This window comes from Pseudomonas sp. MDV22-iso1 (assembly GCF_058145095.1).
On the sequence record NZ_JBYVMF010000018.1, the window covers coordinates 66,774 to 91,810 of the forward strand.

23 protein-coding genes are annotated in these 25,037 nt (G+C 60.0%); 11 read left to right on the plus strand and 12 right to left on the minus strand.

Annotation, left to right across the window (positions count from 1 at the left end; genetic code table 11):
* Nucleotides 1–134: 134 nt before the first annotated feature.
* Both AC3ZVB_RS20015 and AC3ZVB_RS20020 read left to right on the plus strand, forming a co-directional pair.
* Nucleotides 135–404, plus strand: coding sequence for a DUF4242 domain-containing protein (locus AC3ZVB_RS20015; protein ID WP_162439517.1), 270 nt, complete (start codon nucleotides 135–137; stop codon nucleotides 402–404).
* A 35-nt stretch (nucleotides 405–439) separates the two neighbouring features.
* On the plus strand, nucleotides 440–1,252 hold the full coding sequence (locus AC3ZVB_RS20020) for a class I SAM-dependent methyltransferase (protein ID WP_490147526.1): 813 nt from the start codon (nucleotides 440–442) through the stop codon (nucleotides 1,250–1,252).
* A gap of 142 nt (nucleotides 1,253–1,394) precedes the next feature.
* On the opposite strand, the gene pcsA is transcribed toward AC3ZVB_RS20020, so the two are convergent.
* Nucleotides 1,395–2,117, minus strand: coding sequence for a phosphatidylcholine synthase (gene pcsA, locus AC3ZVB_RS20025; protein WP_162439519.1), 723 nt, complete (start codon nucleotides 2,115–2,117; stop codon nucleotides 1,395–1,397).
* A 298-nt stretch (nucleotides 2,118–2,415) separates the two neighbouring features.
* Here pcsA and AC3ZVB_RS20030 point away from each other — a divergent pair, with 298 nt between their 5' ends.
* From AC3ZVB_RS20030 to ligD, 4 genes are all read left to right on the plus strand, one after another.
* Entirely contained in the window at nucleotides 2,416–3,141 is a 726-nt protein-coding gene (locus tag AC3ZVB_RS20030) for a tellurite resistance TerB family protein (protein WP_490147527.1), read from the plus strand.
* Between the two features lie 415 nt (nucleotides 3,142–3,556).
* Nucleotides 3,557–4,939 carry an iron-containing redox enzyme family protein gene (locus AC3ZVB_RS20035; RefSeq protein ID WP_490147528.1) on the plus strand — a complete coding sequence of 461 codons (1,383 nt, stop codon included), beginning with the start codon at nucleotides 3,557–3,559 and terminating at the stop codon, nucleotides 4,937–4,939.
* Between the two features lie 10 nt (nucleotides 4,940–4,949).
* Nucleotides 4,950–5,942 (plus strand): methyltransferase, encoded by a 993-nt coding sequence (locus AC3ZVB_RS20040; RefSeq protein WP_490147529.1) that lies wholly within the window; start codon nucleotides 4,950–4,952, stop codon nucleotides 5,940–5,942.
* Nucleotides 5,943–5,945: 3 nt separating this feature from the next.
* Complete coding sequence (ligD, locus tag AC3ZVB_RS20045; RefSeq protein ID WP_490147530.1) at nucleotides 5,946–8,618, plus strand: DNA ligase D; 2,673 nt, start codon at nucleotides 5,946–5,948, stop codon at nucleotides 8,616–8,618.
* A gap of 2 nt (nucleotides 8,619–8,620) precedes the next feature.
* Here ligD and AC3ZVB_RS20050 read toward each other — a convergent pair whose 3' ends face one another.
* Nucleotides 8,621–9,406 carry a transporter gene (locus tag AC3ZVB_RS20050; RefSeq protein WP_490147568.1) on the minus strand — a complete coding sequence of 262 codons (786 nt, stop codon included), beginning with the start codon at nucleotides 9,404–9,406 and terminating at the stop codon, nucleotides 8,621–8,623.
* A 171-nt stretch (nucleotides 9,407–9,577) separates the two neighbouring features.
* Between AC3ZVB_RS20050 and AC3ZVB_RS20055 the strand changes: the two genes are divergently transcribed.
* On the plus strand, nucleotides 9,578–10,840 hold the full coding sequence (locus AC3ZVB_RS20055) for an OmpP1/FadL family transporter (RefSeq protein WP_490147531.1): 1,263 nt from the start codon (nucleotides 9,578–9,580) through the stop codon (nucleotides 10,838–10,840).
* A gap of 88 nt (nucleotides 10,841–10,928) precedes the next feature.
* Here the strand turns inward: AC3ZVB_RS20055 and AC3ZVB_RS20060 are convergent, their stop codons facing one another.
* From AC3ZVB_RS20060 to potE, 3 genes are all read right to left on the minus strand, one after another.
* Nucleotides 10,929–11,330, minus strand: coding sequence for a hypothetical protein (locus tag AC3ZVB_RS20060; RefSeq protein WP_162439526.1), 402 nt, complete (start codon nucleotides 11,328–11,330; stop codon nucleotides 10,929–10,931).
* Nucleotides 11,331–11,490: 160 nt separating this feature from the next.
* Nucleotides 11,491–13,776 carry an Orn/Lys/Arg family decarboxylase gene (locus AC3ZVB_RS20065; protein ID WP_490147532.1) on the minus strand — a complete coding sequence of 762 codons (2,286 nt, stop codon included), beginning with the start codon at nucleotides 13,774–13,776 and terminating at the stop codon, nucleotides 11,491–11,493.
* Nucleotides 13,776–15,182 carry a putrescine-ornithine antiporter gene (potE, locus tag AC3ZVB_RS20070; protein WP_490147533.1) on the minus strand — a complete coding sequence of 469 codons (1,407 nt, stop codon included), beginning with the start codon at nucleotides 15,180–15,182 and terminating at the stop codon, nucleotides 13,776–13,778. The genes AC3ZVB_RS20065 and potE overlap by 1 nt, the downstream gene beginning before the upstream one ends.
* 185 nt (nucleotides 15,183–15,367) lie before the next feature.
* Here potE and AC3ZVB_RS20075 point away from each other — a divergent pair, with 185 nt between their 5' ends.
* Nucleotides 15,368–15,697, plus strand: coding sequence for a hypothetical protein (locus tag AC3ZVB_RS20075; RefSeq protein WP_162439529.1), 330 nt, complete (start codon nucleotides 15,368–15,370; stop codon nucleotides 15,695–15,697).
* Between the two features lie 84 nt (nucleotides 15,698–15,781).
* On the opposite strand, the gene AC3ZVB_RS20080 is transcribed toward AC3ZVB_RS20075, so the two are convergent.
* Nucleotides 15,782–16,300, minus strand: a complete 519-nt coding sequence (locus AC3ZVB_RS20080) for a carboxymuconolactone decarboxylase family protein (protein ID WP_490147534.1) — start codon at nucleotides 16,298–16,300, stop codon at nucleotides 15,782–15,784.
* 132 nt (nucleotides 16,301–16,432) lie between these two features.
* Here AC3ZVB_RS20080 and AC3ZVB_RS20085 point away from each other — a divergent pair, with 132 nt between their 5' ends.
* Both AC3ZVB_RS20085 and AC3ZVB_RS20090 read left to right on the plus strand, forming a co-directional pair.
* Nucleotides 16,433–17,254: an AraC family transcriptional regulator gene (locus AC3ZVB_RS20085; RefSeq protein WP_162439531.1), complete on the plus strand. Its 822-nt coding sequence runs from the start codon at nucleotides 16,433–16,435 to the stop codon at nucleotides 17,252–17,254.
* Between the two features lie 113 nt (nucleotides 17,255–17,367).
* Entirely contained in the window at nucleotides 17,368–18,021 is a 654-nt protein-coding gene (locus AC3ZVB_RS20090) for a peroxiredoxin (protein WP_490147535.1), read from the plus strand.
* A gap of 104 nt (nucleotides 18,022–18,125) precedes the next feature.
* On the opposite strand, the gene AC3ZVB_RS20095 is transcribed toward AC3ZVB_RS20090, so the two are convergent.
* The 6 genes from AC3ZVB_RS20095 to AC3ZVB_RS20120 all read right to left on the minus strand — a co-directional run bounded on the left by AC3ZVB_RS20095 (nucleotide 18,126) and on the right by AC3ZVB_RS20120 (nucleotide 23,511).
* Nucleotides 18,126–18,647, minus strand: coding sequence for a cytochrome c (locus AC3ZVB_RS20095; protein WP_162439533.1), 522 nt, complete (start codon nucleotides 18,645–18,647; stop codon nucleotides 18,126–18,128).
* Between the two features lie 288 nt (nucleotides 18,648–18,935).
* Nucleotides 18,936–19,457 carry a methylamine dehydrogenase light chain gene (locus tag AC3ZVB_RS20100; RefSeq protein ID WP_490147536.1) on the minus strand — a complete coding sequence of 174 codons (522 nt, stop codon included), beginning with the start codon at nucleotides 19,455–19,457 and terminating at the stop codon, nucleotides 18,936–18,938.
* Between the two features lie 18 nt (nucleotides 19,458–19,475).
* A complete protein-coding gene (gene mauD, locus AC3ZVB_RS20105; protein WP_162439535.1) occupies nucleotides 19,476–20,102 on the minus strand; it encodes a methylamine dehydrogenase accessory protein MauD in 627 nt (208 codons plus the stop codon).
* A 3-nt stretch (nucleotides 20,103–20,105) separates the two neighbouring features.
* Nucleotides 20,106–20,645, minus strand: a complete 540-nt coding sequence (locus tag AC3ZVB_RS20110) for a MauE/DoxX family redox-associated membrane protein (RefSeq protein ID WP_490147537.1) — start codon at nucleotides 20,643–20,645, stop codon at nucleotides 20,106–20,108.
* Nucleotides 20,646–20,657: 12 nt separating this feature from the next.
* Nucleotides 20,658–21,806, minus strand: coding sequence for an amine dehydrogenase large subunit (locus AC3ZVB_RS20115; protein WP_490147538.1), 1,149 nt, complete (start codon nucleotides 21,804–21,806; stop codon nucleotides 20,658–20,660).
* A 226-nt stretch (nucleotides 21,807–22,032) separates the two neighbouring features.
* Nucleotides 22,033–23,511, minus strand: coding sequence for an ATP-binding protein (locus AC3ZVB_RS20120; protein WP_490147539.1), 1,479 nt, complete (start codon nucleotides 23,509–23,511; stop codon nucleotides 22,033–22,035).
* Between the two features lie 354 nt (nucleotides 23,512–23,865).
* On the opposite strand from AC3ZVB_RS20120, the gene AC3ZVB_RS20125 reads away from it, so the two are divergent.
* Nucleotides 23,866–25,029 carry an acyl-CoA dehydrogenase family protein gene (locus AC3ZVB_RS20125; RefSeq protein WP_490147540.1) on the plus strand — a complete coding sequence of 388 codons (1,164 nt, stop codon included), beginning with the start codon at nucleotides 23,866–23,868 and terminating at the stop codon, nucleotides 25,027–25,029.
* Nucleotides 25,030–25,037 lie beyond the last annotated feature (8 nt).

Genomic DNA, 25,037 nt, shown 5'->3' on the forward strand with positions numbered 1-25,037 from the left:
CACCGCGCAATGCGAATTCTCCGGACGATCGGACAAGCCTGGCCGACGATCGGGCAGGACGGCGCCGTCCGTCAGCGCGATAGTTTGCACACAGGGCGTCAGACCCTGTCCCAAAACAAGAATGAGAGGTTGTCATGCCAAAATTCGTTATTGAACGGGAGATTGCAGGCGCAGGAGCACTGTCGGAACGGGATTTGAAAGCCGCTGCGCAAAAGTCCTGCAGGACCCTGCGTGACTTGCCGCAGGTGCAGTGGCAGCAGAGTTATGTCACTGGTGACAAGCTCTATTGCGTGTACATCGCGCCGGATGAAGAGCAGATCAGGGAACACGCCAGGCTGAGCGGCTTTCCGGCCAATCGCATCTCCCAGGTGATGAACATCATCGATCCCACCACGGCTGAATAAGCCGCTGCGTTTCAACCCGCAACGGAGCGCAATTTATGAGTACACCCATTGATCTGACTGCCTTGAAAAACCGTCAAATGGCCTCGTGGGCCAGTGGCGACTACGCCGTGATCGGCACCACCTTGCAGATCGTCGGCGAGCAACTGGCGGAAGCCTGCGATTTGCTGTGCGATGAGCGCGTGCTGGATGTCGCGGCGGGCAACGGTAACGCGACACTGGCCGCCGCGCGTCGGGGCTGCAATGTCACCTCCACCGATTATGTGGCCGCGTTGTTGGAGCGCGGCGAAGACCGGGCCAGGGCGGAGCGGCTGGAAGTGACGTTTCAGGTCGCCGACGCCGAAGCGTTGCCCTTTGAAGACGAGAGCTTTGACGCCGTGCTGTCGACCTTCGGGGTGATGTTCACCCCGGACCAGGCCAAAGCAGCCTCGGAACTGGCGCGCGTCTGTCGCCCCGGAGGACGGATCGGTCTGGCCAACTGGACGCCCGAAGGCTTCGTCGGCCAGGTGTTCAAGATCCTGGGCCGGCACATGCCACCGCCTGCGGGCGCGCAACCGCCTTCGCTGTGGGGAACCGAGGCGTGGCTGCATTCGCACTTCGACGAACGCGACTTTCTGGTCCAGGTCACGCGCCGCACGTTCAACTTCCGCTACCGCTCGGCCGCGCATTTCATCGACACCTTCCGCACCTGGTACGGCCCGGTACACAAGGCCTTCGCCGCATTGCCGCCGGAGGGGGCCAAGGCGCTGGAAAGTGACCTGACCGAGTTGTTGAACCAACTGAATCGGGCGGGGGAGAAGTCGTTGGTGGTGCCGAGTGAATACCTCGAGGTGGTGATCACGAGGCGCTAAGGAAAAACGCGGTTCCCCCCGTAGGAGCTGCCGCAGGCTGCGATCTTTTGATCTTCAAGCTTTAAGATCAAAAGATCGTCCGATCGCGGCCCGAACCTGCGGCAGCTCCTACGGGGGGACCGTATTCAAGATACTGGTGTGATCACTTGTGACGCGCCCCGTCAAACCACTCCAGCGCCGTACGCCAGATGCAGATGCCCAGGAAGTACGCCGACATCAGCAGCCAGAGCCCCATCACCAACGGGTTGATGACCGGGTGATTGATGACCAGCGACAAGCTGCACAGCAACCAGATGGCGGTGACGGCGATGTTGATCGGCATGAATTTTCGCACGCGGAACGGGTGCAGGAATTTCATCCGGGTGACCGTCAGCAGTGCCAGGCCAATCACCGCGAGCAAGGTGATCCACGGCGACGGCGCAATGATGTACAGGCACAGCGCAACGACGTTCCAGGCGGCGGGGAAGCCCTGGAAATAGTTGTCCTTGCTCTTCATGTTGACGTTGCAGAAGCAGAACAGCGACGAGACCAGAATCAATGACACTGTCAGCAGCAGTGTGTATTCCGGCAGCGGGATGTAACGGTAGATAAACAGTGCGGGGATAAATACGTACGTCAGGTAATCGATCACCAGGTCGAGGATCGAGCCGTCGAAGCTCGGCAGCACCGATTGCACGTTGACCTTGCGCGCCAATGCGCCATCCAGACCATCGACGATCAGGGCGACGCCCAGCCACAGCAGGCAACTGGTCGGCTGGTTTTCCAGCAGGGCGAGGGTCGCGAGGAAGGCGGTGACCACGCCAGTGGCGGTAAAACCATGGGCGCCCCATGCTTTGAGCCTGGCGATGTGTAGGGTCGATATCACGGGGGCGTTCTCCAAAAAGTGAAGCAAGCCAGGCATCACCCTCAAGAGTGAGGGCGGCGGCAAACCGGTTCGGGTTGCAGGTATCGACCGGAAATCCGGGAATAAGGTTCACCCACTGTAAATCTTAGCTGCGCCGCCAAAACATACGCGGGATAAATCCACGTGTTTTCTTCCCTCGCCACAGGAACCTCTGCCATGGATTCCTTGTTTGCACCAGACAGCCAGACGGTGGTGGCGAATTGGCCGGTGAGTACTATCTTTTCTTCACCGAATTACTCCCTTTATATAGGACGACGTCATGAACACCAGCGATCTGCTCGAACAACTGTTGCGGGCCGGTCAAGGCTCGGCGCAGCAACGTGGTGCCGCTCCGTCACAAGGCGGGATCGACGGCGGTCTGGGTGGATTGCTCGGTGGCCTGCTGGGCGGCGGTGCCGGTTCCAGCATGGGCGGCGGTGGCTTGGGCGGTTTGCTCGGTGGATTGCTGGGCGGTGGATCACCTGCGTCCACATCACCCCGGAATCGGTCGAGCAGTGGCGGCATGAATTATGCTGCGCTGGCGTCATTGGGCATGATGGCATTCCAGGCGTATAAGGCCTGGCAGCGTAACCAGGCGTCGGCACCACAAGAGGCGCCACGCACCGTGGATTTATTGTCCGGCCCGGAAGTCGAGGACCACAGCCACGCAATCCTGCGCGCATTGATCGCAGCGGCAAAGGCCGATGGCCGGATCGACGACAGCGAGAAACAGTTGATCAGCAATGAACTCGCCCGCCACACCGACGATCCGCAATTGCAGCAATGGCTGGACGACGAAGTCGCGCGCCCACTGGACGCCGCCGATGTTGCGCAATCGGCGACGGACACTGGCATGGCTGCGGAAATGTACCTGGCCAGCGTCATGCTGGTGGACGACCAACAGGACGCCGAGCGCGCCTACCTGGATGAACTGGCCGCGGCGCTGAAAATAGAGCCCGAACTGCAAGTACACCTGGAACAACAGGCCAAGGGTGGCGTGGCGTAACCGTCAATTACAGGGTTGCGCAAGTACGGCTAGCGAGTTTCCCCTGACTCGCCGCAACCGCAAATTCTACTCAATAACCCTGTAGCAGCTGGCGAAGCCTGCGTCCGGCTGCGAAGCAGTCGTAAAACCAGCGCATGCGGTGGGTCAGGGAAAATGCGTTAGCCGGGTTTACGACTGCTGCGCAGCCGGACGCAGGCTTCGCCAGCTGCTACAGGGTATGGGGATCTCACTGGAGGATCGGTATTAGCCGGGGCCTCGGCAAAAAGCGTTAAACACCTCCTGTTCACCTCCGTAAGCCCGTTTGTCCGGGCAATTTCAACGCCGATTGAATTTTTTTCCTGGCGCATCGCTCTGCTGAAGTAGAGACGTGTTGATTCAGCGTCCTGCCACTGGCCATAGACCGAGAGATGCGCCCATGACTGCCCTGACAAGACTTGAATCGCAACCCGCCCGCGAACACCTGATTCCGACAGCCGGTTGCCTCAAAAACACCTACGAACAGCTGCTGCTGAGCACCGACGAAACGCAGCGTCGCGCGCTGGCTGAGACTTTCCTGACCGAGCAACTCGAACTCGCCGCTGGCCTGCCCGAAGAGATGCCTCAGGACCTGTCCGCCCTGCAGGAATTCGTCGAACATCACTGCGTCGAAGTCGCTCATCAATACGCCGACTATCTGCAACAACGCAAAGCCGGCGGGCCGCGTAAGTTTTTCAGCAACAAAGCCCATGCGTTGTTTTTCCTGCAGGCGGTGGGCCCCACCAAACTGGTGGACGGCGCGTGGCTGTACGGCCTGCTGCCACACTGGCGCGATCCGCGATTTGACGGACTGATCTGCACCTATCTCGAAGAATTGGGCGACGGTAATCCCGCGCAGAATCATGTGGTGATCTACCGAAAACTGCTTGCTGAACACGGCCTGCAGGACACCAGCGCATTACCTGACGAACGTTACCTGCAAGGCGCGATTCAACTGGCGCTGGGCGAACGCGCCGACAGCTTTCTGCCGGAAGTGATTGGCTACAACCTCGGCTACGAGCAGTTGCCGCTGCATCTGTTGATCAGCGCCTATGAGCTCAGCGAGCTGGGGATCGATCCGTATTACTTTACCCTGCACGTCACCATCGACAATGCCAGCACCGGTCATGCGCAGAAGGCCGTCCAGGCAGTGCTGGACCTGCTGCCGGTAGAAGCTGATCGCGAGGCGTTTCTGCGCCGGGTTTCGGCGGGCTATAGGCTTAATGATCTGGGGCAGGGCAGTCGCGCAATTATCGAATCCTTCGACCTCTACGACGAGCTGCTCGGCATGCTCGAACGCAAACGCCCGTTTGGCCAGCACATGCATTCCGACTACTGCCGCTTTGAAGGCAAGACCGTCAATCAGTGGTTGTCATCGCCGGAACAGTTGCCCGGTTTTCTCGAGGCCATGGAAAACAAGGGCTGGATCAAGCGCCACCAGGACCCGCAAGCCAGTCGTTTCTGGCAGATGATCGTCGGTGACGGCGCGGCGATGTTCGGGGTGTTCAGCCCTTATGAAAAACAACTGTTGCACGACTGGATCGCCGGCGACTGGACGCCCGAACGAACCCCCGCTTATCGACGCGTCACCCGAGTCAATAACACCCCGGCGTTGCCCGTTGGCGATCCGGATGTCCAGACCCTGCAAGCGTCCCTGGAAGGGTTGGACGATCACGCCCGGATGCAGGTTTTGATTCCGTGGTTGTCAGCCCATCGACATGCTCATCCGGCCGGCCTGTTGGCTACCCGGCGCTTCATCGAACTCAAATCCAGCCTGCGCTAGGGAGCCACTCATGAATCAGGAAGAACAACTGGGCGCTGACGAGTTGGTGCTGCTGCAATTGGGGCGGCGATTGCAGGCAGACGGTTATCGATTCATTACACCCACGCCAGTGACCCACCAGCGGGTCAATGACCGTGCGGCCGGGCAACAGGCTCGAACGATGCGCGACGTATTTGGGTGGTCGCGGCCATTCGAGCCCGGACTGTTGCCGGCAGAAGAGCAAAAGCAATTGCAGCAGGCCGGTGTGCTCGAAGCCAACCACGGGCAGCTGAAAAGCCGCGTGCGCTGGTCCAGCCTGGATGACCTGCTGTTCGTGCATTCGGGCTTTCCCACCGAAGCCGCCGATTCGGTGTTCTTTGGTCCTGACACCTATCGTTTTGCGCAATTGATTCATAGCCATCTGCAGCACAGTTTCGCCCCGATAAGGCGCGCCGTGGATATCGGCTGCGGCGCTGGCGTCGGGGCGATCGTGATTGCCCGCGCACGCCGTGAAGCCGAGGTGCTGGCCGTCGACATCAACCCGGCGGCTCTGCGACTGACGTCGGTCAATGCGGCGCTCGCCGAGGTCGCCAACGTCACGGTCGAGGCCAGTGATGTGCTGCAGGACGTTGACGGAAACTTCGACTTGATCGTCGCCAATCCGCCTTACATGGCCGATCCCGCCGAACGTGCCTATCGCCACGGGGGCGGTGCTTTTGGCGCTCAATTGTCCCTGCGCATCGTCGAACAGGCCCTGTATCGCCTGGCACCCGGTGGATCACTGGTGTTGTACACCGGTGTGGCGATGATCGACGGGCGTGATCCGTTTCTTGAGGAACTGAGCTCACGCCTGGAATCACCGATGTTCGGCTGGACCTACCGCGAACTGGACCCCGATGTCTTCGGTGAAGAATTGTTGACGCCCGGTTATCAGCGAGTGGAGCGCATCGCCGTGGTCGCGCTGATCGTTACGCGCACGGGTCCAGGCATAGGGGGCTGCGTTGAATCGATAGCAGGGGAATGAGCGATGAACAAGAATCTGGACGATTACAACCGCATGCGCGATTTTTCGGCGACTTCTGAACCGGCGGCGAAACGCTCACGCAAGAAAATCGCAAAAGACCATGCCCTGCAGTTCTGCATCCAGAAGCATGACGCCTCACGCCTGCACTATGACTTTCGCCTGGAACTCGATGGCGCGCTGAAAAGCTGGGCGGTGCCCAAGGGGCCGTCGCTGGACCCCAAGGTCAAGCGTCTGGCGGTGCATGTCGAGGACCATCCGATCGACTACGCCACGTTCGAGGGCAGCATTCCCGAGGGGCATTATGGCGCAGGTGACGTCATTGTCTGGGACCGTGGGGTGTGGATTCCCCAAGAGGATCCGGCCACCGCCTATGCCAAGGGCAAGCTCAAGTTCGAACTGCAAGGCGAGAAGCTCGCGGGGTTGTGGAACCTGGTGCGCACGCACATGCCGGGCAAGCAGGAGCAATGGTTTCTGATCAAGCATCAGGACAATGCAGCCAAGCCCGAGAGCGATTACGACGTCGTCGCTGCCGAGCCCGACAGCGTGCTCAGTGACAGGACCATCGTGGCGAAAAAAGCGAAAGCGCCCGCCAAACCCAAACCGGTCAAGAAGCCTGCTCCCAAGGTCGCCACCCAAGCGCGTTCGGCGCAGTTGACGGGGGCCCACAAAGCCAAATTGCCCGACCTGATCAAACCCGAACTGGCCACCCTCGTCGAAAAGGCGCCGGGGGGTGAATGGAGCTACGAGATCAAGTTCGATGGCTACCGGATCATGGCGCGCGTCGACCACGGCGCCGTCACGTTTTTCACGCGTAATGGCCATGACTGGACCCACAAATTGCCAGCCCAGGCCGAGGCGGTGGCGGCGCTGGAACTCGAATCGGCCTGGCTCGACGGTGAAATGGTGGTGGCCAATGAGCAGGGCGTGCCGGATTTTCAGGCGTTGCAGAACGCGTTTGATTCGGGCGCCAGCGCCAACATTCTTTACTACCTGTTCGACATGCCTTACCTCAACGGCGTGGATTTGCGCGAAGTGCCGGTCGAGGAGCGGAGGGTGGCGCTGGCGACGGTGCTCAAAACCAGTAAAAACCCTTTGCTGCGCTTCTCAGATTCCTTTGGCGAAGCACCGGAGGCACTGCTCAACAGTGCGTGCCAGATGCAGATGGAGGGTTTGATTGGTAAGCGCCTGGGATCGCCCTATGTCTCGCGTCGCAGCAGTGACTGGATCAAGCTCAAGTGCAAGCATCGCCAGGAGTTTGTGGTGGTCGGTTTCACCGATCCGAAAGGCTCGCGCAATGCCTTCGGCGCCTTGTTGCTCGGTCTGCATGACCGCGACAGCGGTGAATTGCGCTACGCCGGCAAGGTCGGCACCGGGTTCAATGAAACCACGCTGAAAAGCATCTACGAACAGCTCTTGCCCTTGAAGGCGAAAAAGCCGTCGGTGGTGAATCCTCCCACCGGATTCGACGCCAAGGGTGTGCACTGGCTCAAGCCCGTCCTGCTCGCGGAAATCGCCTTTGCCGAAATGACCAAGGACGGCTCCGTGCGCCATGCCGTATTCCATGGGCTGCGTGACGATAAGCCTGCCAAAGACATCACCGAGGAGCGCGCGACCGTGGTGAAGAAAACCGCTGCAGAAAAACCGGCTGCGAACGGTAAAAAGACAGCTGAAAAACCCGCTGCGGCGAGTAAAAAGACCGCTGCAGAAAAACCTGCACCTGCTGGAAAAAAGACGGCCAGCAAAAAAGCATCTGACGAAAAGGCTGCCCCCGCACCGTCACAGGCCGGACTGGCAGAGGGCAAGGTCCGTATTACTCATCCGGACCGGGTCATCGACGCCAGCAGTGGCACCACCAAGATGCAGTTGGCCGAATACTACGGTCGCGTCGCCGAATTCATCCTGCCCGAACTCAAGGACCGCCCGGTTGCGCTGGTCCGTGCACCAGACGGCATCGCCGGCGAACTGTTCTTCCAGAAAAACGCCGAACGCCTGGCGATTCCGGGTATCACCACCCTGGACAAGGCGCTCACGGGGCAGCCGGTGATGATCATCAACAACGCCGAAGCGCTGATCGGCGCCGTGCAGATGAGCACCGTGGAACTGCACACCTGGAACGCCACGTCGGACAACCTCGACAAGCCGGACCGCTTCGTCCTCGACCTCGACCCGGACCCGGCGCTGCCGTGGAAAAGCATGGTCGAGGCGACGCAGCTGACGCTTTCGGTGCTGGACGAACTGGGGCTCAAGGCGTTTCTCAAAACCAGCGGCGGCAAAGGCATTCACCTGGTGGTGCCGCTGACACGCAAGCTCGGGTGGGACGAGGTCAAGGACTTCAGCCACGCGATTGTCAGCCACATGGCCAAACTGCTGCCGGAACGGTTTTCCGCCGTTTCCGGGCCGAAGAACCGGGTTGGCCGGATCTTCATCGATTACCTGCGCAACGGTCTGGGTGCCACCACCATTTGCGCTTATGCGGTGCGCACGCGGGAAGGATTGCCGGTGTCGGTGCCGATCTTTCGGGAGGAAGTGGGCGAGTTGAAGGGCGGTAATCAGTGGAACGTGAACAACGTCCATGAGCGGTTGGCTGAGGTGGGGCATGAGCCGTGGGCGGACTTGAAAAAGACCCGTCAGACGATCACGGCCGAGATGCGGCGGCGGGTGGGAAACCTGACTTAAATCTACTTGGGAAACAACAGCGTGAACGCTACCCGAAATCCCCAGCCTTCAGCGCCGTCTTTCGGGCTGTCGGCCCAGTAGCGCGGTCCGGCCTGCAAGCTCATGGGTTGATGACCCACTTTGAGCAACTGGGTTACGAACAGATTGATCGGCACCGACCATTCGCGGGTTTGCCAGTCATAGGTGGACTCGGTGTTGATGCCAAAGGTTGTGTAGGTATGGGTGGTGTAGCTGAAGAATGGTTGCAGAAACGTCTGATTGATCTTGTCCTTGTCGTCGGGTGGGCTGCTTTCCACTGACCAGATGTGGTTGGCCAGAATGCCGCGAGTCCAGCCATGGCTTTGTTTAAGCGCCACCACCGTAGGCCCGGCGCCCCATTGCTCGGCGCTCAGCAGGTCATCACTGCCGGTTGGCACCAGAATCACCGGGCCGGCCCCCAGAATCCAGCCGCTGGCGGTGGGTTCCTTGGGTGAAAAGAAGAAGCTCTGAGTGATATCACCCATACCGGATTTGTCGGCTTGCCCGCCGGGTACCAGGCCATGTTGGTCAATGACCGGCAGGATGGTTCGGGAAATCAGGTTCCATTGATCATTAAGGCTGAATGGCAACACAGGCTGGATATTGGTGACGCTTTGATAACCCTCGCCGCTGGGCCCGAGCTTCTGGTTCCAGTTGTATTGAATGGGCACGCTGTAGAGCGCCGCCACCGGGTTTAGCGACTGTTTGGCCAATTCCGCCTGGCTGTCGGCCGAGAACCCGATGTGGGGCCAAGTGGTTGCCAACGCCATCACGGGTATGAATTGAAGAGTTTTATTCATTCGCACACCTTTCCGATTTCGAAAACATGAACTACCACTTAATGGTCTGTTCCCCCCCCCGGCCCTGTTCAGCGTAGTTCAGACTTTATTAATCAGGACTAATTGGGGTACTCGAGGAAGCTTTCTTGTCGAGATAAGTCCATGCAGCTAAGAAAATCTGCGATTCCGGCTGTGCTTGTTCTGTTCTGCCATGAAGTGCAGGCAGGCGGCATCATGCTCTACGAAATCGGCACCGATAATGCTGGCCTGGCCAACGCCGGTGCCGCTGCCCGAGCACAGGGCCCCTCGACCATTGCCTCCAATCCCGCGGGCATGAGCTACCTGCCGGGCACGCAAGTAACCGCTGGCTTGCAGGTACTGTACGGCCACATGGAATTCGATCGCGACGAGAATACCAACGTCGCGGGCAGTAGCAGTGGCAGCGCCCTGGACCCCATTCCCGGTGCCAGTTTTTTCGTCAGCCATGAACTGGACGATCACTGGAGCGTCGGCTTCGGTCAGTACGCCGACTTCGGCCTGGCGGTCAATTACGACAACGAATGGTCTGGCCGCTACTTCTCCCAGAACGCCAGCCTCGGTGGTGTGTCTTTCGTACCGAGCGTGGCGTATCGCCTTAATGAACAGTGGTCGGTCGGTGTCGGCGTCAAGGCCATGTACGGCATGCTGCAAGCACAAACCGCCATTGACCGGGCGCCGTTCGGTTTCACCGATCGCAGTGACGGACAATTCAAGTACAAAGACCAGGATTGGGGGTTCGGTGCGAACGTGGGCGTGATCTATGCCCCGCAATCCGGAACCCGTATCGGCCTGACGTATACCAGTAAAGTCGATCTGGATTTCGAGGATGGCCTGGACATCAAAGGTAACGGCCCGGCGCTGGATCGCCTGGATGGCGCCAAGACCAAATTGGACATGACGGTGCCGCAAACCGTCACCCTTAGCCTGTTCCAGCAACTGGACAGGCAATGGGCCTTGCTGGCTTCGGTCAACTGGCAGGACTGGTCAGAGTTCGGCGAGATTGCCGCCCAGGTCGACACCACAGCGGGCAACGCCCGTTCAACCACCGTGGATGCCAACTTCAAGGACACGTGGCACCTCTCCCTTGGTGCGCAATACCAGGCCACACCGCAACTGCTGTGGAACGTCGGCGTGGCTTACGACAGCAGCGCCGTGTCGGACGGCAATCGAACGTTCACCGTGCCCATGGACGAATCCTGGCGCGTTGCGACAGGCGCCACCTATGCGTTGAACAAAGAGACGGACATCAACGTCAGTTGGGCCATGATCTGGATCGGTGACATGTCGGTGGACCAGACCAAATCCGTGTCCGGCAATCGAACTTCCGGTCAGTTTGACAATGCATGGATTCAAGCGCTGACCGGGAACATGACCTGGCGATTCTAATGTCCTGCCATAATGCGCCACTCCGACTCCTTCGGCGTGGCACCGGAGGCGCTGCTGGCGCTTACCGGAATCTTAAATCTCCAGCCCCTCAAGCATCCCGCAACAAGTCATTGGCATTGAGCAGCTCGTAAGCCACTTCAGGGTTCTTCTCCAGTCCCCGCCGAATCGCCGCCGGGATCGACGCCCGCGTCTTGCGGCACAAGCCTGGCAATTCGTTGATGGCGATGGCGATGCCGCGCATGGTGCGGACTTCGTTAAAACCAGGGGCGATGTCGACACGGATACCCAGTTGTTCATGCATCCGCCGCTGCAGGCGCTCCAGATCGCTCAGACTCTGGAGGTTTTCCAGACGCTCGATCAGGCGCTTTTCCTCGGCACGGGTCAGAAACAGGATGCGCACATCCGCGCCCGGCGTTTCCAGCAGCGGGTCGCGCCCGCAATCGCAGGCGCCGGGTGGGCAGGGTTGGCGGATCACAGGTGTGGTCGTCATGGGGCAATCATAGAGCGCCACGGTCGGATTTGCCCATAGGGTCTTGAGGCCGCCCAGTAAAATGTCAGCTGACACACCGCAATCAACCGATCCCACAACGAAAAAGGCCGTCGCATCACACGGTGATGGACGGCCTCGTTCACTGGGGGAAAGCGTTACCTCACTTCAACACCAGCAAGCTATAAACCCCATCCTCCGCTTCAATCCCGTGGGTGTCATGGGTGAAGCCCGGGAAGGATTTGTCGAAGTTTTCCAGTGCCTTCAGATAAGCCAGCAACGGCCCGTCCGCAGGCCCTGCGTTTTCACCGGGCATCAGCAATGGAATGCCAGGTGGATACGGCACGATACCGGTGGCGGCGATGCGGCCGGCGGCCTGGTCGAGGGTTACCAGTTCGACTTCGTTGCGGACCAGTTTTTCGTACGCTTCCACCGGGCTGAACTCGGCTTGCGGAAGCGTGCCGAAGGCCTGGGCCATGGCGGCCGTGGTCTTGTTCTTCTTCATGGCGGCGAAAATTTCGTTCGCGAGGTCCTTGAGGCCCATGCCCGCGTAGCGCTGCTGGTTGGCGGCCAACAGATCCGGCAGGCACAGCTCGAGTTCGACGTTGTCATCGTAATCGCGCTTGAAGTCGAGGAGGGCGTTGACCAGCGTGCCCCATTTGCCTTTGGTGATGCCGATGGAGAACAGGAAGAGGATGGTGAAGTCGGTGGTCTTCTCGACCACGATCCCCTGGCGTCCGAGGTAGGCGGTGAGCACGCAGGCCGGAATGCCGAAGTCGAGCAAGTTGCCGTCGTCGCCCATGCCCGGGCTCAGGACCGACACCTTGATCGGGTCGAGCATGCAGTAGCCTTCTTCGATGTCGCCGAAGCCGTGCCACACGTCGTTCGGGTGCAGAACCCAGCAGTTCGGCTCGGTTTTCAGCAAGACCGGATCGACTTCATGGAAAGGCACGGCTGCCGCGCCAACCTGCACGGTCGGTGGCTGCCAGCAGGTGAAAAACCACTGGTCGTTGCTCGCCATCTCGTGGTGCATGCGCGAGATGACCTGGCGGAAGCTGATGGCTTCTTCGATGGATTCAGTGGTCAGGATCTGCCCGCTGGGCGCTTCCATCATCGCCGAGCTGACGTCGCAGGACGCCATGATCGCGTAATTGGGCGAGGTCGAGGCGTGCATCATGTACGACTCGTTAAAGCGCCCGTGGGGGATCGGATTGCGGCCATTGCGCACGTGAATCATCGATGCCTGAGAGAGCGCGGCGAGCAGTTTGTGGGTCGATTGCGTGGCGAAAACGGTCGGCCGCGATTCGTCGTGATCCTCTGGGTTGCCGTGCATGGCGAAGCGTTCACGGTACAGCGGGTTGAAGCGCGCATAGCCGTACCAGGCTTCATCGAAATGCAGACGGTCGACGCTTTCCCCCAGCAGCTCTTCGACGCGGGTGACGTTGTAGGTCAGGCCGTCATAGGTGGAGTTGGTGACGATGGCGTGGACCGGCGTCGGGTCGATGCCTTCCTTGACCAGCGGGTTGTTGGCGATGGCAGCTTTGACGCCTTCAGCGCTCAGGGTTTGCGGCAGGATCGGACCGATGATGCCGTAGCGGTTGCGCGTCGGAACCAGGTAGGTCGGAATCGCACCCGACAAGGTCATCGCATGCTCGGCGGACTTGTGGCAGTTACAGTCGCACAGGGCGATCTGATTGCGCGTCACGCTGGCCATCAGAATGACGCGGTTGGACATCGACGAACCGTTGGTCACGTAATAGGTGCGATGCGCGCCAAACACCTTGGCGGCGTAACGCTCACCCTGGCCGATCGGGCCACTGTGATCGAGCAGCGAACCGAGTTCACCGACCGAAATCGACAGGTCGGAACGCAGCAGGTTCTCCCCGAAGAATTCGTAAAACGCACGGCCTGCGGTACTTTTCAGAAAGGCTGTGCCGCCGGCATGGCCTGGCGTGTGCCACGAGTATTCATAGGAGCGGGAGAACTTGACCAGCGCGCCGAACATCGGCGGCAGTGCAGCCTGGCGATAGCGTTCGATGGCGGCCATGATGCGGCCGCTGAGGAAACGGCTGGTGTCTTCCGGCAGCCAGATAAAGTCGTCGGCGTGCTGCATGACCACCAGCGGAATGTTCGACGCGGTGCTGCGGTCGCTGATCAGGAAGACCGGCACGCGGGTGTTGCGCTCGCGCAGGGTGGTCAGCAGCTTGATGCATTCCTCGTGGCCTTCGCTTTCGTCCATTTCCCAGCTCAGCAGGACGCACTGGATGGCCGAGTCCGAGCGCAGGATCGACGTGGCGTCGCTCAGGCTTTCAGACATCAGCACGCTGATGGAGCGTTGTTCCACGTCGTGGATCAGCTGGTCCAGGGCACGACCGAAAACGGTACGCTTGTCCGGTGGTGTACCCACCACCAGCGCGAGCATCCCGAGTGAGTGTTTATATTCCGTCATTATCTAACCTCCACAGTGGCCGTTTGCAGATTGTTCACCGGCACAGCTACGCCAGTGATGTGCTGAGCGCTGACAGTTTGCGTCGGTACGCTGTTGTTGTGCGCTTCAAGTGCGATCAGGCGGTTGTTGACGAAGCTGAACAGGGTGTACCCGAAGATCGTCGCGACACCGCCGAGCATGAGTGCCTGCTCGCCGGAACTGTATAGCGCCAGGTAGCTGTAGGCCGTGGCGACCCACGCGATGATGTTGGTCGCCAGCGCCTTGCTTGGTGGCACGTTGGGGACCTTCTGAATCGTCATCAGGGCCGCCATGGACAGGATGTACGGCACCAGGTTGGTGACCACGGCCAGGTTGACCAGGGTGTCGAACTGCTTGCTCAGGTCCGGACTGATGGTGAGCAGGCCGATCGCGGTCTGCAGGGCCAGCAGGATCAGCATGCCGACAATCGGCGTGCCGGTTTTGGTGGCCTTGGCGAAGATCGGCAGGAAGTAACCGGTGTCCGCCGAGCTTTTGAACACCTGGGCAATGGTGAACTGCCAGCCCAGCAGCGAACCGATGCAGGCGAGGACCATCGCCCCCATCACGATGTCACCGATAACCGGGGTAAACATCTTGGCGAAAACCAGACCGAACGGCGCGGTGGAGGAGACGAGTTCCGGGTTGCTGACGATGCCGGCAATCACGTTGGTGGACACGATGTAGATCACCGCCGCACCAAGCGTGCCGCCCAGCACCGCAATCGGTACGTTCTTCTCCGGGTTTTCCACGGCGTCGGTGTTGGCGCACGCTGATTCAAGACCCAGGAACGCCCACAAGGTGATCGCCACCGAGGCGCCTGCCGCTTCCAGATACCCCATGTTGTGCGGGTTCCAGCCGGCGGCGTAAACGCTGCTGTCGAACCAGAACCAGCCGATGGTGGACACCAGTACCACAGGCGCAATCACGCCCCAGACGGTGATCGAACCGATCCTGCCGGTGATCCGCGCGCCGCCGAAGTTGGCGAACGTGGTGATCCAGAGCAGGGCGATGGTCGCCAGGCCTACTTGCAGCGAATCAAGCTTTATGTCGAACAGCGTCTGTATGTAGCCGACTGCCGTGATACTGATCGCCACGTTGGCAATCAACAGCGAGACGCCGTAGGTGTAGTTCGTGAGGTAGTTACCGGCTTTACCGAAGGTGTACTCGGCATAGCCGCCCATGCCGCCTGTCTTGCGACTCAGCATCCCGCAGCGCGCAAACGCATAGGCAAGAGCCAGGGAACCGGTGGCTGTGATCAGCCAGGAGAGGATTGAAATACCGCCGACCTCGGCGAGTTTGGTTGGCAATAAAATAATGCCTGAGCCCAACATGTTGACGGCCGTCAACATTGTCAGTTGCCCCACTGTCATCTTTTTTGCGACTGACATTCCGTTGCCTCTCATTTACAGAACCTAGGGATTATTAGCTATAGCTAAGAATTTAAATGTAGCAAGAAATGTAATGCGCATATCGAGAAGTATTCTCATATGACCGTAAGGCATTTTACTGGCCCCGAAACCTGCAACATTTGATCAAAATCAATGAAATTTCAGGTTGTTAGGATCGAATCTAAATGCGCAATGTGATGATTGGGCTACTGTCGTGCGGTTTGATGGGCATGGCAGCGCAAGGCGAGGCGAGAGCGCTGGTGCAGAATGATCGTTATATGTGCAGCTGGGGCGCGGGGACGGCTGCCAAGGCCCAGGAATTGAAGCTGGCGGGCGTCTCGCTGTATGCCGCGCGACAGAAGTTGCAAACCTACAAATTCAGCAAGCCGTGGATGCGTATGTTGGCGATGGGCATTACGGAACAGACCTACGACAGTCCGTCACGCATCAAGCCGGCGGCGATCAAACAGAGTTTTTACGACGATTGCCTGCGATACAAACTGGCGCGTAAGTAAGTAGGCGCGGGACCGGACCTGATGACCAAGGGCTCATGCCCTTGGCCTGCAACCTGTCACGTGGGCTCAGGGTGATTTTTTCGTTCAATTCTCAATGGCAGGAAAATCGATCTCCGTCAGCGCAAGGTTGTTGAGGTAATTCGTCAACGTCTGCGAAGCCACGTGCGCAACCACTTCAATAATCTTCGCGTCATCAATACCCGCCAGCCGCGCTGCATTGATTTGCTCATCGCTCAAGTGACCGCGGCTTTCAGTCACCTGACGGGCCAGCGCGGCGAACGCGTTCAGTTCCCCCTGTCGGGCTTTGAGAATGTCCTGCCCGGACAGCCCGGTTTTGCCAGCAAACAACGTATGCGCTGCAAGGCAGTAGTCACAGCCATTCACCTGCGAGGTCGCGAGAAAAACCGCTTCCTTCTCGGTAGCGCTTAGCGACGTTTTGCCCAACGCCACCGAATGTTGTAAGTAGGCCGACAGGACCGCCGGTGCATGCGCCAGTGTCTTGAAGACATTGGGCAGAAAGCCGATTTTTTTTTGCACGCCTTCCAGCAGTGGACGGGTGGTGTCGTTGGCGTGATCAAGACTCAGGGCAGTGATACGAGGCATGGTGTTTCTCCGTCGATTCAAGCGCGAATTGCGCTGGTACGGTGCCTATCCTAATGATCGAACCTGGACTTCAGGGTGCTAATCGTCGAGGATATGCGACAAATCGTCCAAAACCTTTTCGGAAGTCATCCAATGGATCGTTTGTCCACCTTGCTCACGCACTTCGGTGTCAGCGCCGGTACTTTCCATAGTGGAGCGTTTTGCGGCACCACGGCCTTTGATGGCAATCAATCCGCAGGCCACCTGCATCTGCTTCAGGCCGGTGAAATCACCCTGGCCCTCGGCGATGAGCGTCCTCTCACGCTCACTCAGCCAACGCTGATTTTTTTTCCACGTCCTTACCGTCACCGACTGTTCGCCAGCGAAGCGTTCGATGCGCAGCTGGTCTGTGCCTCGCTGACGTTTGACGGCGGGGCAGGCAATGCATTGGCCAAGGCATTGCCGGATTTCCTGGTGCTCGAACTCGATCAGGTCCCGGAACTCACGCACACCCTGCAATGGCTGTTCAACGAGGCTTCCAACGGGTTGTGCGGTCGCGAAGCAATGATGGACAGACTGTTCGAGATGCTGGTCATTCAGCTGTTGCGGCACCTGTTGAGCCGTCACGATCAACGTCCAGGGATGCTCGCCGGGCTTGCCGATCCACGCCTGGCCCGGCCAATGAGCCTGATGCACGACAGCCCTTCCAAAGCCTGGACCGTGGCCGAACTGGCCGCCGCTGCCAATATGTCTCGCGCCAGCTTTGCGGAGTACTTTCGAACAATAGTGGGGCAAACGCCGGTGGATTACCTGGTGAGCTGGCGTATCAGTCTCGCCCAGAAGCGCCTGCGTGAAGGCAGGCCAATCGCACTGATCGCCGAGGAAACGGGGTACGAAAGTCCATCGGCACTGGCGCGAGCGTTCCGCCGCAAAACCGGCACCAGCCCGCGTGAATGGCTGCAGGGAGCTAAATGACCTGTCGGACCTCAGCGCAGCAGGCGTGACGCCTGTGTTCGGGTAGTTTTTAAACGTCTCCTATACTGATTCGTCCAACAGTTTCCCAACCCTTCACAGCGAGGAGAACGCACATGGCCATCCGTATTGGCGACGAAGCACCGGATTTCACCGTCGAGAGCACCGAAGGCACCCTGCATTTCCACGAATGGATCGGCGACAAATGGGCCATCCTGTTTTCCCATCCTAAGGATTTCACCCCGGTGTGCACCACCGAGCTGGGCTACATGGCCGGACTGAAGCCCGAGTTCGACAAGCGCAACACCAAAATTGTCGGACTCAGCGTCGACCCGGTCGGCAACCACCAGAGTTGGGCCAAGGACATCGAGGAAACCCAGGGGCATGCGGTGAACTACCCGATGATCGGCGACGAGAACCTGGTGGTCGCCAAGCTCTACGACATGATCCATCCCAACGCCAGTGGCGGCACCCGGACTGCCGTCGATAACGCCACGGTACGCTCGGTGTTCATCATCGGTCCGGACAAGAAAATCAAGGCAATGCTGGTGTACCCGATGAGTGCCGGGCGCAACTTCGACGAAGTGCTGCGCCTGCTTGACGCCATTCAACTGAACGCCAAACACACCGTGGCAACCCCGGTGAACTGGCGTCCGGGGGATGACGTGATCATTCCGACGTCGGTCTCGGATGAGGACGCGAAAAAGAAATACCCGGACGGCTTCAAGACAGTGAAACCGTACCTGCGCACTGTGGCGCAACCCAAGTAACGTTCACTCAATGGTGTTGATCAACTCGGCGCAGGTTCTGTCTTTGCAGAACGGCGCCGAGACTTTTTTTGCCATCCCTTCAGGCCAGTGGCGAAGCTTTGGCCTCAGTTGTTCATCCCGTCTTCAATCGCGATACCTTGTGCGCGCATCGCCTTGATCAGCTCGGCACGGGTGCCGGGCAGGTTGAGCATGGTTTTTGCGCGCAGCTGCGTGACTTCTTCAGCGCTGTAGGGCTGGTAGTCGTCGGGCAGGCTTTTGCCGGCCATGCCGTCTTTGCGCATCAGCCAGTTGAGCAAATCCGCCAGCTGGGCATTGTTCAGCGCCGACTGCGACATACCCGGTACGCGTACGAGGAATTCGCGGCCGCCCGGTACTTTCAGGAAATTGCCAACGAACCCGGTCATCCGTGGCGTGTCATTGGCGGGGGAACCCATGCCGTTGCCCAGGTGACACCCGGCGCATTGCAGCTGGTAATTCACACCGACGCTGTAACCGGCGTCGGCGATGGGTTTTTGCGCTTCTTCGTTGCCCGGTGCGTGGCGTTGCGCCGGGTTGGGAATGGCGCGGGCGTAGGCCTGCGGCGCGGTCATGACGCAAACGAGACTAAGAAACAGCAAACTACGCATGAAAAACACCTCTGCAATTAACCTCGCTTTATGTAGCAGCTGGCGAAGCCTGCGTTCGGCTGCTCTGTGGCGAGGGGATTCATCCCCGTTCGGCTGCGCAGCAGTCGTGAAAATTAGGGGGCCGCTGCGCGACCCAACGGGGATGAATCCCCTCGCCACAGGGTTCTGCAGCTGCTACAGGGATAAACCCCCTCACCACAGGTTCGCCAGTTGCTACAGGGGTACATCGTTTGCCGCGTGGAACGAAAAATGCCGTCGATTGGCAGAGCAACCGACGTCCAGTTCACACTAAACAGCGACGCCGCGGATGATCGAAACGGTGCAGTGATAGATGTGCGATTTGGCGGCCAGGCACCAGTTCACATCGTTGTTGTTGAACGGGCGATAAGCCGGTTCTTCACTGTCGTTACGGGTGCAGGCGCATTGGGCGCAGCTTTGTTTACCGCAGCAGTCGTTGTACGAAATGATGTAGTCCTTGCCATCCGCCGGGTTGCGGCAGGTGCCGATCCAGGTGACTTGCGACGCTTCAGTGCCCGGCGGGCACGACGTCACCGAACCACCGCAGCAGCTGCACAGAAAGCCGTCGATGGAGCAGTAGCGCCAATAGTCGCAGCTGTTCGGATCGCCGGGATCGCCGGCTTTCGGGTTATCGGCGGCCAGGGCCTTGCTGGTGCGATCCAGCGGCAACAGCAGGGGCAGCGCAGCCCCGGCGACCATCAGCGAGCCCATGCGCGCCAGCAGTTTGCGGCGTGACGTGGTGTCGGCGACGCGGCGCGACGAGCGTTCAAACAACAGATCCAGCAATTTCATAACAGTCTCCCTGCCTTATCAGTGGCTATGGCCGTGGCTGTGGTCATGCGCGTGGGGATGCGGCTGGCTGTTCAGGTAGTCCTGCAGCGTGGCGCTTTTCAGATGCTCGACTTCGAACAGGCTGTCCAGATGTTCACGGGAATTGACCAGGCCCTTGGCGCGCAGGGTGCCAGCCTTGTCGATCAGCGCGGCGTACGGCAGCTTGCCGATCTGGTAGGTCATGCCCACTTCCGGCCCGACCACGTAGGTGACGTCGTCGAGTTTGTGTTCGCGGATCAGTGCTTGCTGGGCGTCCATGTCGCCGTCACTGATGAACACCACGTCGAGACGATCAGCCTGTTCCTTCGCAATGGATTTGATGGCCGGCAACAGCGACTTGCAGATCGGGCAGGTCGGCGAGAGGAAGAACAGCAACTGAGATTTTTCACCGGCGTAACCGAAGTTCACCGGGCGCCCGTTACGGTCGGAGGCCGTGACTTGTGGCGCAGGCTCGTTGACGGCCACGCCTTTGTCGACCATCAGAGCGCCTGCCGGGGCGATACGGCCGTGCAGTACGCCAATCTGACGCACCAGACCCATCACGGCGAATGCCAGGGCCAACAACAAAATCCAGAGCAACGCGTTGGAAACGATTAAGCCTTCCATTGATCACCTACCAATCAGTTTGTGCAGAAGAGGGGAGTTCGCCAGCAAGCCATCGGCTGCGGCGTATATCAGCAGTGCGACGGCGCTGGCGAAGAGGGTCACAAAGCCGTCGAAAACGTTCAAATCGCGGACAATCGGCGCTACGCTGGCAAGCAACGCAAGGCCGACCAGCACGCTGTTACGCAGCAGCAGGACGGGGCGCAACGGTTGCACCTGGTCCGGGCCGGCACAGCCGCAGTCGATGTCGCGACGACCGCGCCACAGGTTGATGCCGATAGCGGCGGCGTACAGCGCAATCAGGCTGGCGGCCGTCAACGCCGCCCATGACCGGCTGACCGGCACCAGCAGCGCGAAGGCGATTGCCAGTTCAACCACCGGAATCAACCGTGCGCTCGGACGCACCAGCGCCTCGGGCAACAGCTGATAGTCCGCCAGCTGTTTGGCAAAACGTGCCGGCGCACGCAACTTGTGGGTCGCGGCGCTGGCCAGCAACACCGCGATGGCGAGTGCGCTGGCAATGATGAAGATCGGATCGATGTGCATGGCCGAACCTCGTTAGTAGCTCATGACCTGAGTCGCCGTCTTCGCGACTTTCGGCATGCTGCCAGTGAGCGTGTTGGATGTGAGGTCGAAGATCTGCAAGCCGCCTTCAACGTCGGCACCGAGCAACAGCGGTTTGTCGTCGCCGGTCGCCTGCATGCTCCACACCGGCACCGGGGCTTGCAGGGTCGCCACTTTTTTCCGGGTGTTCAGATCGAAGACCCAGATCAGCGGGCTGGGGTCTTCCCACTTCATCGGTTCATGGGCGTCGTGCATCAGCACGTACAAGCGGTTGAGTTTTGGAGCGACTGCCATCAACTGCCAGCCACCCGGCGCCCAGCCGGCTTTCTTTTCTTCATCGTTGGTCAGCGACCAGGACGGCAGGATCTTCGGCGCGTCGCCGGCGAAATCCACCGGGCGGACGGTGCCGGTCGTGGTGGTGAAGTAGTAGGTGTCGCCGACGTTGACGGCGCGCTCTACCAGCTTCTCCGCATTGGGGTCGAAGAACGGCGTGCGGCTGCGCGCGATTTCCAGGCCCTGATCATTCAACGTGACCAGCTGCAAACTGCCGTCGCCGCACAACGAGGCGAAGCGGCGGTTACCAACCGGGTAGTTGAGGACGCAACCGGGAATGGCGATCTCCGAGGTCACTGCCTTGGCCAGGGTGTCGACCACGGTGACCGAGGTCGATGGGGTGAAGTTGTAGACGTAGACGAAGCGGTCATCGCTGCTGGTCTTCAGCCCGTAACGCTGGGTCAACGACTCGGCGCGCTTGGTCGGAATCAACAACTCCCAGGCGGGCGAGAGGGTCGAGCTGTCCCAGGCGGTCAGCACGTCGGTGCGTGTTCCACGGGTGCCACGGGAGTAGAAGATGTCGGCGCTGTAGAGGGTTTTCTGATCGTGGCTGAGCGTCGAGGGCGCCGCAAAACCGGTCGGGACCATGCCAAGGATGCGTTTTTTGTCGGGGTCGACCACGGTGACACGGCCGACCACGAAACTTTCGAATTCGACATCGACAACAAAGGCCCGGTGGGCCTGCGGCGGAAATGGCAACACAGTCTGGCCGATCGTGTCAGCGGGTAAGTCCGCGCTGGCATTGTTCAAACCGAGTACGAGCAGGCTGATACTCAGCGCTGACTGTACGGTGATCCTGGTGGCTCGCATTAGGGGGAACTCCCTGAATTATTGTTCACGCGAATCGCGGGTGCAGAGGCAGATTTTTGCAGTTCGATTCTGCCCTGCCGGGGAAACGGGAGAATTGCTGTGGCTGCCAAGTGGTTGTGTGTCTGTGCCAGTCTTCAGGGCCGCCTTTCGCCGAGCCGAAATTGCACCGGCTTCGCGAGCTCGCCACATGGGCAGTGCAGGGTGAAAGGGGGGGCGGTGCGGGACGTCAGGGAGTGGCGAGGGGAAGGGAGAAGGTGAATACCGCTCCGCAAGGTGTCAGGTTCTGTGCCCAGATGTCGCCGCGGTGGCGCCCGATGATGTTTTTGCACAGCGCCAATCCAATGCCATTGCCACTGACCTTGGACGAGAAAAACCCGTCGAACAGCTTTTCCTGCGCCTCGGCCTGGATGCCCCGGCCGCTGTCTTCGATGCGCACCAATGCTACGTCATTACCCTGGCTGGCATGGATGCGCAGCAGGCGGCGCTCGACGGGCAGGTCGCTCATTTCTTCAATCGCATTGAACGCCAGGTTCAATATCACCTGGCCGATCAACACTTTCTCGCAACTCACCCACAGCGGCCTGTCGCTGGTGACAATCTCCACCCGGACGGCACTCGGGTCCGCCCGCAAGCTGATGAAGTAGCGGGTCTCGCGTAACAGCTCATTGAGGTCGATCCGCTCTTCGCTTTGCTCCAGTTTCACCACGTAATCGCGCACGCTTTTGATGATCAGCGACGCATGCTCGATCTGCCTGACGGCGTTTTGCAAACCCCAGGCCACGCCCTGGTCGCCGGATTGATCCTTGCCCAGCCGAATCACCGCGCCCTCGATGAAATTGCGGGTTGCCGCCAGTGGCTGACTCAGTTCGTGGGCGATGGCCACGGCCATTTCACCCATGGCGTTATAGCGGGCCAGGTACTCGAGTTTTTGCTCGCTCACCCGCCGGGCCTCTTCAGCGCGTACCTGTTCGGTGACGTCGCGAAACAGCAGCAGGTGGCCCACCAGATCGTCTTCAATCTCGATAAAACGGCACGTTGCCTCGTGCCAGCGCCATTCACCGTCGCGCCGTTGCACGTGGTAATGCACGCTGAACGGCGCGTGCTCCGGCGTTTCGCTGGCCAGTTGCGCGAGCAGGCGTTGATGCGAGGCATCGTCACACCAGTCGAGGAAGTTCTTGCCGATCAACTGGCGCTCTTCGCCCTTGAGCAGGTGCGCGCCGGAGTCGCTGATAAAACGGATATCACCCTGCGGACCGAGCACGGCAACGCCTTCGGCCAGGTCCTGCATGAACGCCTTGAGCCGGCTTTCGAAGCGCTTGAGATCACGCTTGACCTTGTCTTCCCTGGAAATATCGCGGAACTGCACCATCAACACATCGCGCCCGTCCAGGTGGACCAGGGTCGCGACCGCCTCGGAAAGAATCTCCACCCCTTGCTTGGACCGATAACACCATTCAATGGCGCGCTGGCCGGTGCGTGCGGCGCCTTCCAGCCAGCGTAAGCCCACCGAGCGCCGGTACTTGGGCGCATCACGGGTCATGTCCGGCGCTTTGAGCGGCGTCAGTTCTTCCAGGGTGAAACCCAGCGCGTTCAAGGCGGCGGTGTTCGCCCACAGAATCTCCTTGTTGTGGGCATCGTGAAGAATGATGCACAGCGGCATGGCTTCGATGAGGGTGTAGAAATCATTCGGTTTTGGCAGGTACATCGCGCGGCCCTTGGAGGCGGAAGGTTCCACTACGGGTGAACGTGGAAGTATGGCTTTTTATACCGGCTTGCGCGTGGGGATGCGCTCAGAGGTTATCGGGGGAGGGCTAGGGGATTTCTTTAGCCGGGGGGTGACACGCACCAATAGTGGCGGCCCAAGGTCGTTTTTACACTGAGCCTCAATGCAAGGGCAGCGACCCCCGACCTTGTAGGAGCGAGCTTGCTCGCGATGGACGTTAACGATAACGCGCTCTGTCTGAATGACCGCGTTGTGCACACGCTTTTCGCGAGCAAGCTCGCTCCTACAGGAGGCGGGTCATCGCCACTAACAATAATCAAAACGGAGAACTAGCCCATGCTGCGTGCAGCTGTCGCCCAGAAAGACCCGCGGCCAGGTGTCGATGAGAGCCTCGTCGACGCTCATGCCTTCGAGCAGGTGCTGGAAGAAGTGCGCCAGCGTCGGGATGAATTCGACGCCGGCTCCCATGTGCCACGGGACATGATCGAGCGCTTCAAGCAGGTCGGCATCTACCGTGCGGCCACGCCCAAATGCTTCGGTGGCGACGCGTTGGCGCCGGCGCTTTTCCTTAAGATGATCGAACGCATCTCCGAAGCCGACGGTTCGGCGGGCTGGGTGGCCAGCTTCGGCAGCGCCGGTGTCTACCTCGCTGCTTTGCCGCGGGACACCCTGGCGGAACTCTACGCAGAAAGCCCGGACCTGGTGTTCGCCGGCGGGCTGTTTCCGTTGCAACCGGCCGAAGCCGTCGAAGGCGGCTGGCAGGTCAACGGCACCTGGAAATTCGCCAGCGGCTGCAAAGGCGCTGACCTGCTGGGGGTTGGCATCGGTGCCGCTGGCGGCAAGCCTCGCACCGCCGTATTCCGCCCGGAGCAGGTCGAGATCGTCGAAAACTGGGAGGTGGTCGGCCTCAAAGGCACCGGCAGTCACGACTTGCGCGTCAGTGATAAACGCGTCGATGAACGCTGGACCTTCATCCGTGGCGGTGCCGCAACCATCGACGAACCGCTGTTCCTCTACCCCTCTATTGCCTATGCCGCGCAAGTGCTGGCAGTGGTCAACCTCGGCCTGGCCCGTGCGGCGCTGGACGAAATCAGCCGCATGGCGGGCGGCAGCGGCATCACCGGCGCGCCGAAATTGTCGGACCGCGCTTATGTGCGCATCGAAATCGCCAAGGCCGAAGCGCAACTGGCTGCCGCACGCAGCTTTTTCTACGGCGCCACCGAACAGGTGTGGAACTCGATCGTCGCCGGCAACCCGGTCACGCCTGAACAGACCAGCCTGTTGCGCCTGTCCGCGATTCACGTGTCCCAGGCCGGTGCGCAAGTGGTGCAAAGCGCTTACAGCCTGGCCGGCACCACCGCCATTTACCTGCGCCATCCACTTCAGCGCTACCTGCGCGATTCGATGGTGGTCACCCAGCACGCCTTTCTCAGCGAAGGCCTGTACGACGGCGCCGGCTCGGTGTTCCTCGGCGTACCACCGTTCCCTGGTTACATCTGAATTTTCCA

Bases quoted from the DNA above. Each gene is read 5' to 3' on its own strand.
- AC3ZVB_RS20015 (WP_162439517.1), top strand. From the start codon at position 135: ATGCCAAAATTCGTTATTGAACGGGAGATTGCAGGCGCAGGAGCACTG.
- AC3ZVB_RS20020 (WP_490147526.1), top strand. From the start codon at position 440: ATGAGTACACCCATTGATCTGACTGCCTTGAAAAACCGTCAAATGGCC.
- AC3ZVB_RS20030 (WP_490147527.1), top strand. From the start codon at position 2,416: ATGAACACCAGCGATCTGCTCGAACAACTGTTGCGGGCCGGTCAAGGC.
- AC3ZVB_RS20035 (WP_490147528.1), top strand. From the start codon at position 3,557: ATGACTGCCCTGACAAGACTTGAATCGCAACCCGCCCGCGAACACCTG.
- AC3ZVB_RS20040 (WP_490147529.1), top strand. From the start codon at position 4,950: ATGAATCAGGAAGAACAACTGGGCGCTGACGAGTTGGTGCTGCTGCAA.
- ligD (WP_490147530.1), top strand. From the start codon at position 5,946: ATGAACAAGAATCTGGACGATTACAACCGCATGCGCGATTTTTCGGCG.
- AC3ZVB_RS20050 (WP_490147568.1), bottom strand. From the start codon at position 9,406: ATGGCGTTGGCAACCACTTGGCCCCACATCGGGTTCTCGGCCGACAGC.
- AC3ZVB_RS20055 (WP_490147531.1), top strand. From the start codon at position 9,578: ATGCAGCTAAGAAAATCTGCGATTCCGGCTGTGCTTGTTCTGTTCTGC.
- AC3ZVB_RS20060 (WP_162439526.1), bottom strand. From the start codon at position 11,330: ATGACGACCACACCTGTGATCCGCCAACCCTGCCCACCCGGCGCCTGC.
- AC3ZVB_RS20065 (WP_490147532.1), bottom strand. From the start codon at position 13,776: ATGACGGAATATAAACACTCACTCGGGATGCTCGCGCTGGTGGTGGGT.
- potE (WP_490147533.1), bottom strand. From the start codon at position 15,182: ATGTCAGTCGCAAAAAAGATGACAGTGGGGCAACTGACAATGTTGACG.
- AC3ZVB_RS20075 (WP_162439529.1), top strand. From the start codon at position 15,368: ATGCGCAATGTGATGATTGGGCTACTGTCGTGCGGTTTGATGGGCATG.
- AC3ZVB_RS20080 (WP_490147534.1), bottom strand. From the start codon at position 16,300: ATGCCTCGTATCACTGCCCTGAGTCTTGATCACGCCAACGACACCACC.
- AC3ZVB_RS20085 (WP_162439531.1), top strand. From the start codon at position 16,433: ATGGATCGTTTGTCCACCTTGCTCACGCACTTCGGTGTCAGCGCCGGT.
- AC3ZVB_RS20090 (WP_490147535.1), top strand. From the start codon at position 17,368: ATGGCCATCCGTATTGGCGACGAAGCACCGGATTTCACCGTCGAGAGC.
- AC3ZVB_RS20095 (WP_162439533.1), bottom strand. From the start codon at position 18,647: ATGCGTAGTTTGCTGTTTCTTAGTCTCGTTTGCGTCATGACCGCGCCG.
- AC3ZVB_RS20100 (WP_490147536.1), bottom strand. From the start codon at position 19,457: ATGAAATTGCTGGATCTGTTGTTTGAACGCTCGTCGCGCCGCGTCGCC.
- mauD (WP_162439535.1), bottom strand. From the start codon at position 20,102: ATGGAAGGCTTAATCGTTTCCAACGCGTTGCTCTGGATTTTGTTGTTG.
- AC3ZVB_RS20110 (WP_490147537.1), bottom strand. From the start codon at position 20,645: ATGCACATCGATCCGATCTTCATCATTGCCAGCGCACTCGCCATCGCG.
- AC3ZVB_RS20115 (WP_490147538.1), bottom strand. From the start codon at position 21,806: ATGCGAGCCACCAGGATCACCGTACAGTCAGCGCTGAGTATCAGCCTG.
- AC3ZVB_RS20120 (WP_490147539.1), bottom strand. From the start codon at position 23,511: ATGTACCTGCCAAAACCGAATGATTTCTACACCCTCATCGAAGCCATG.
- AC3ZVB_RS20125 (WP_490147540.1), top strand. From the start codon at position 23,866: ATGCTGCGTGCAGCTGTCGCCCAGAAAGACCCGCGGCCAGGTGTCGAT.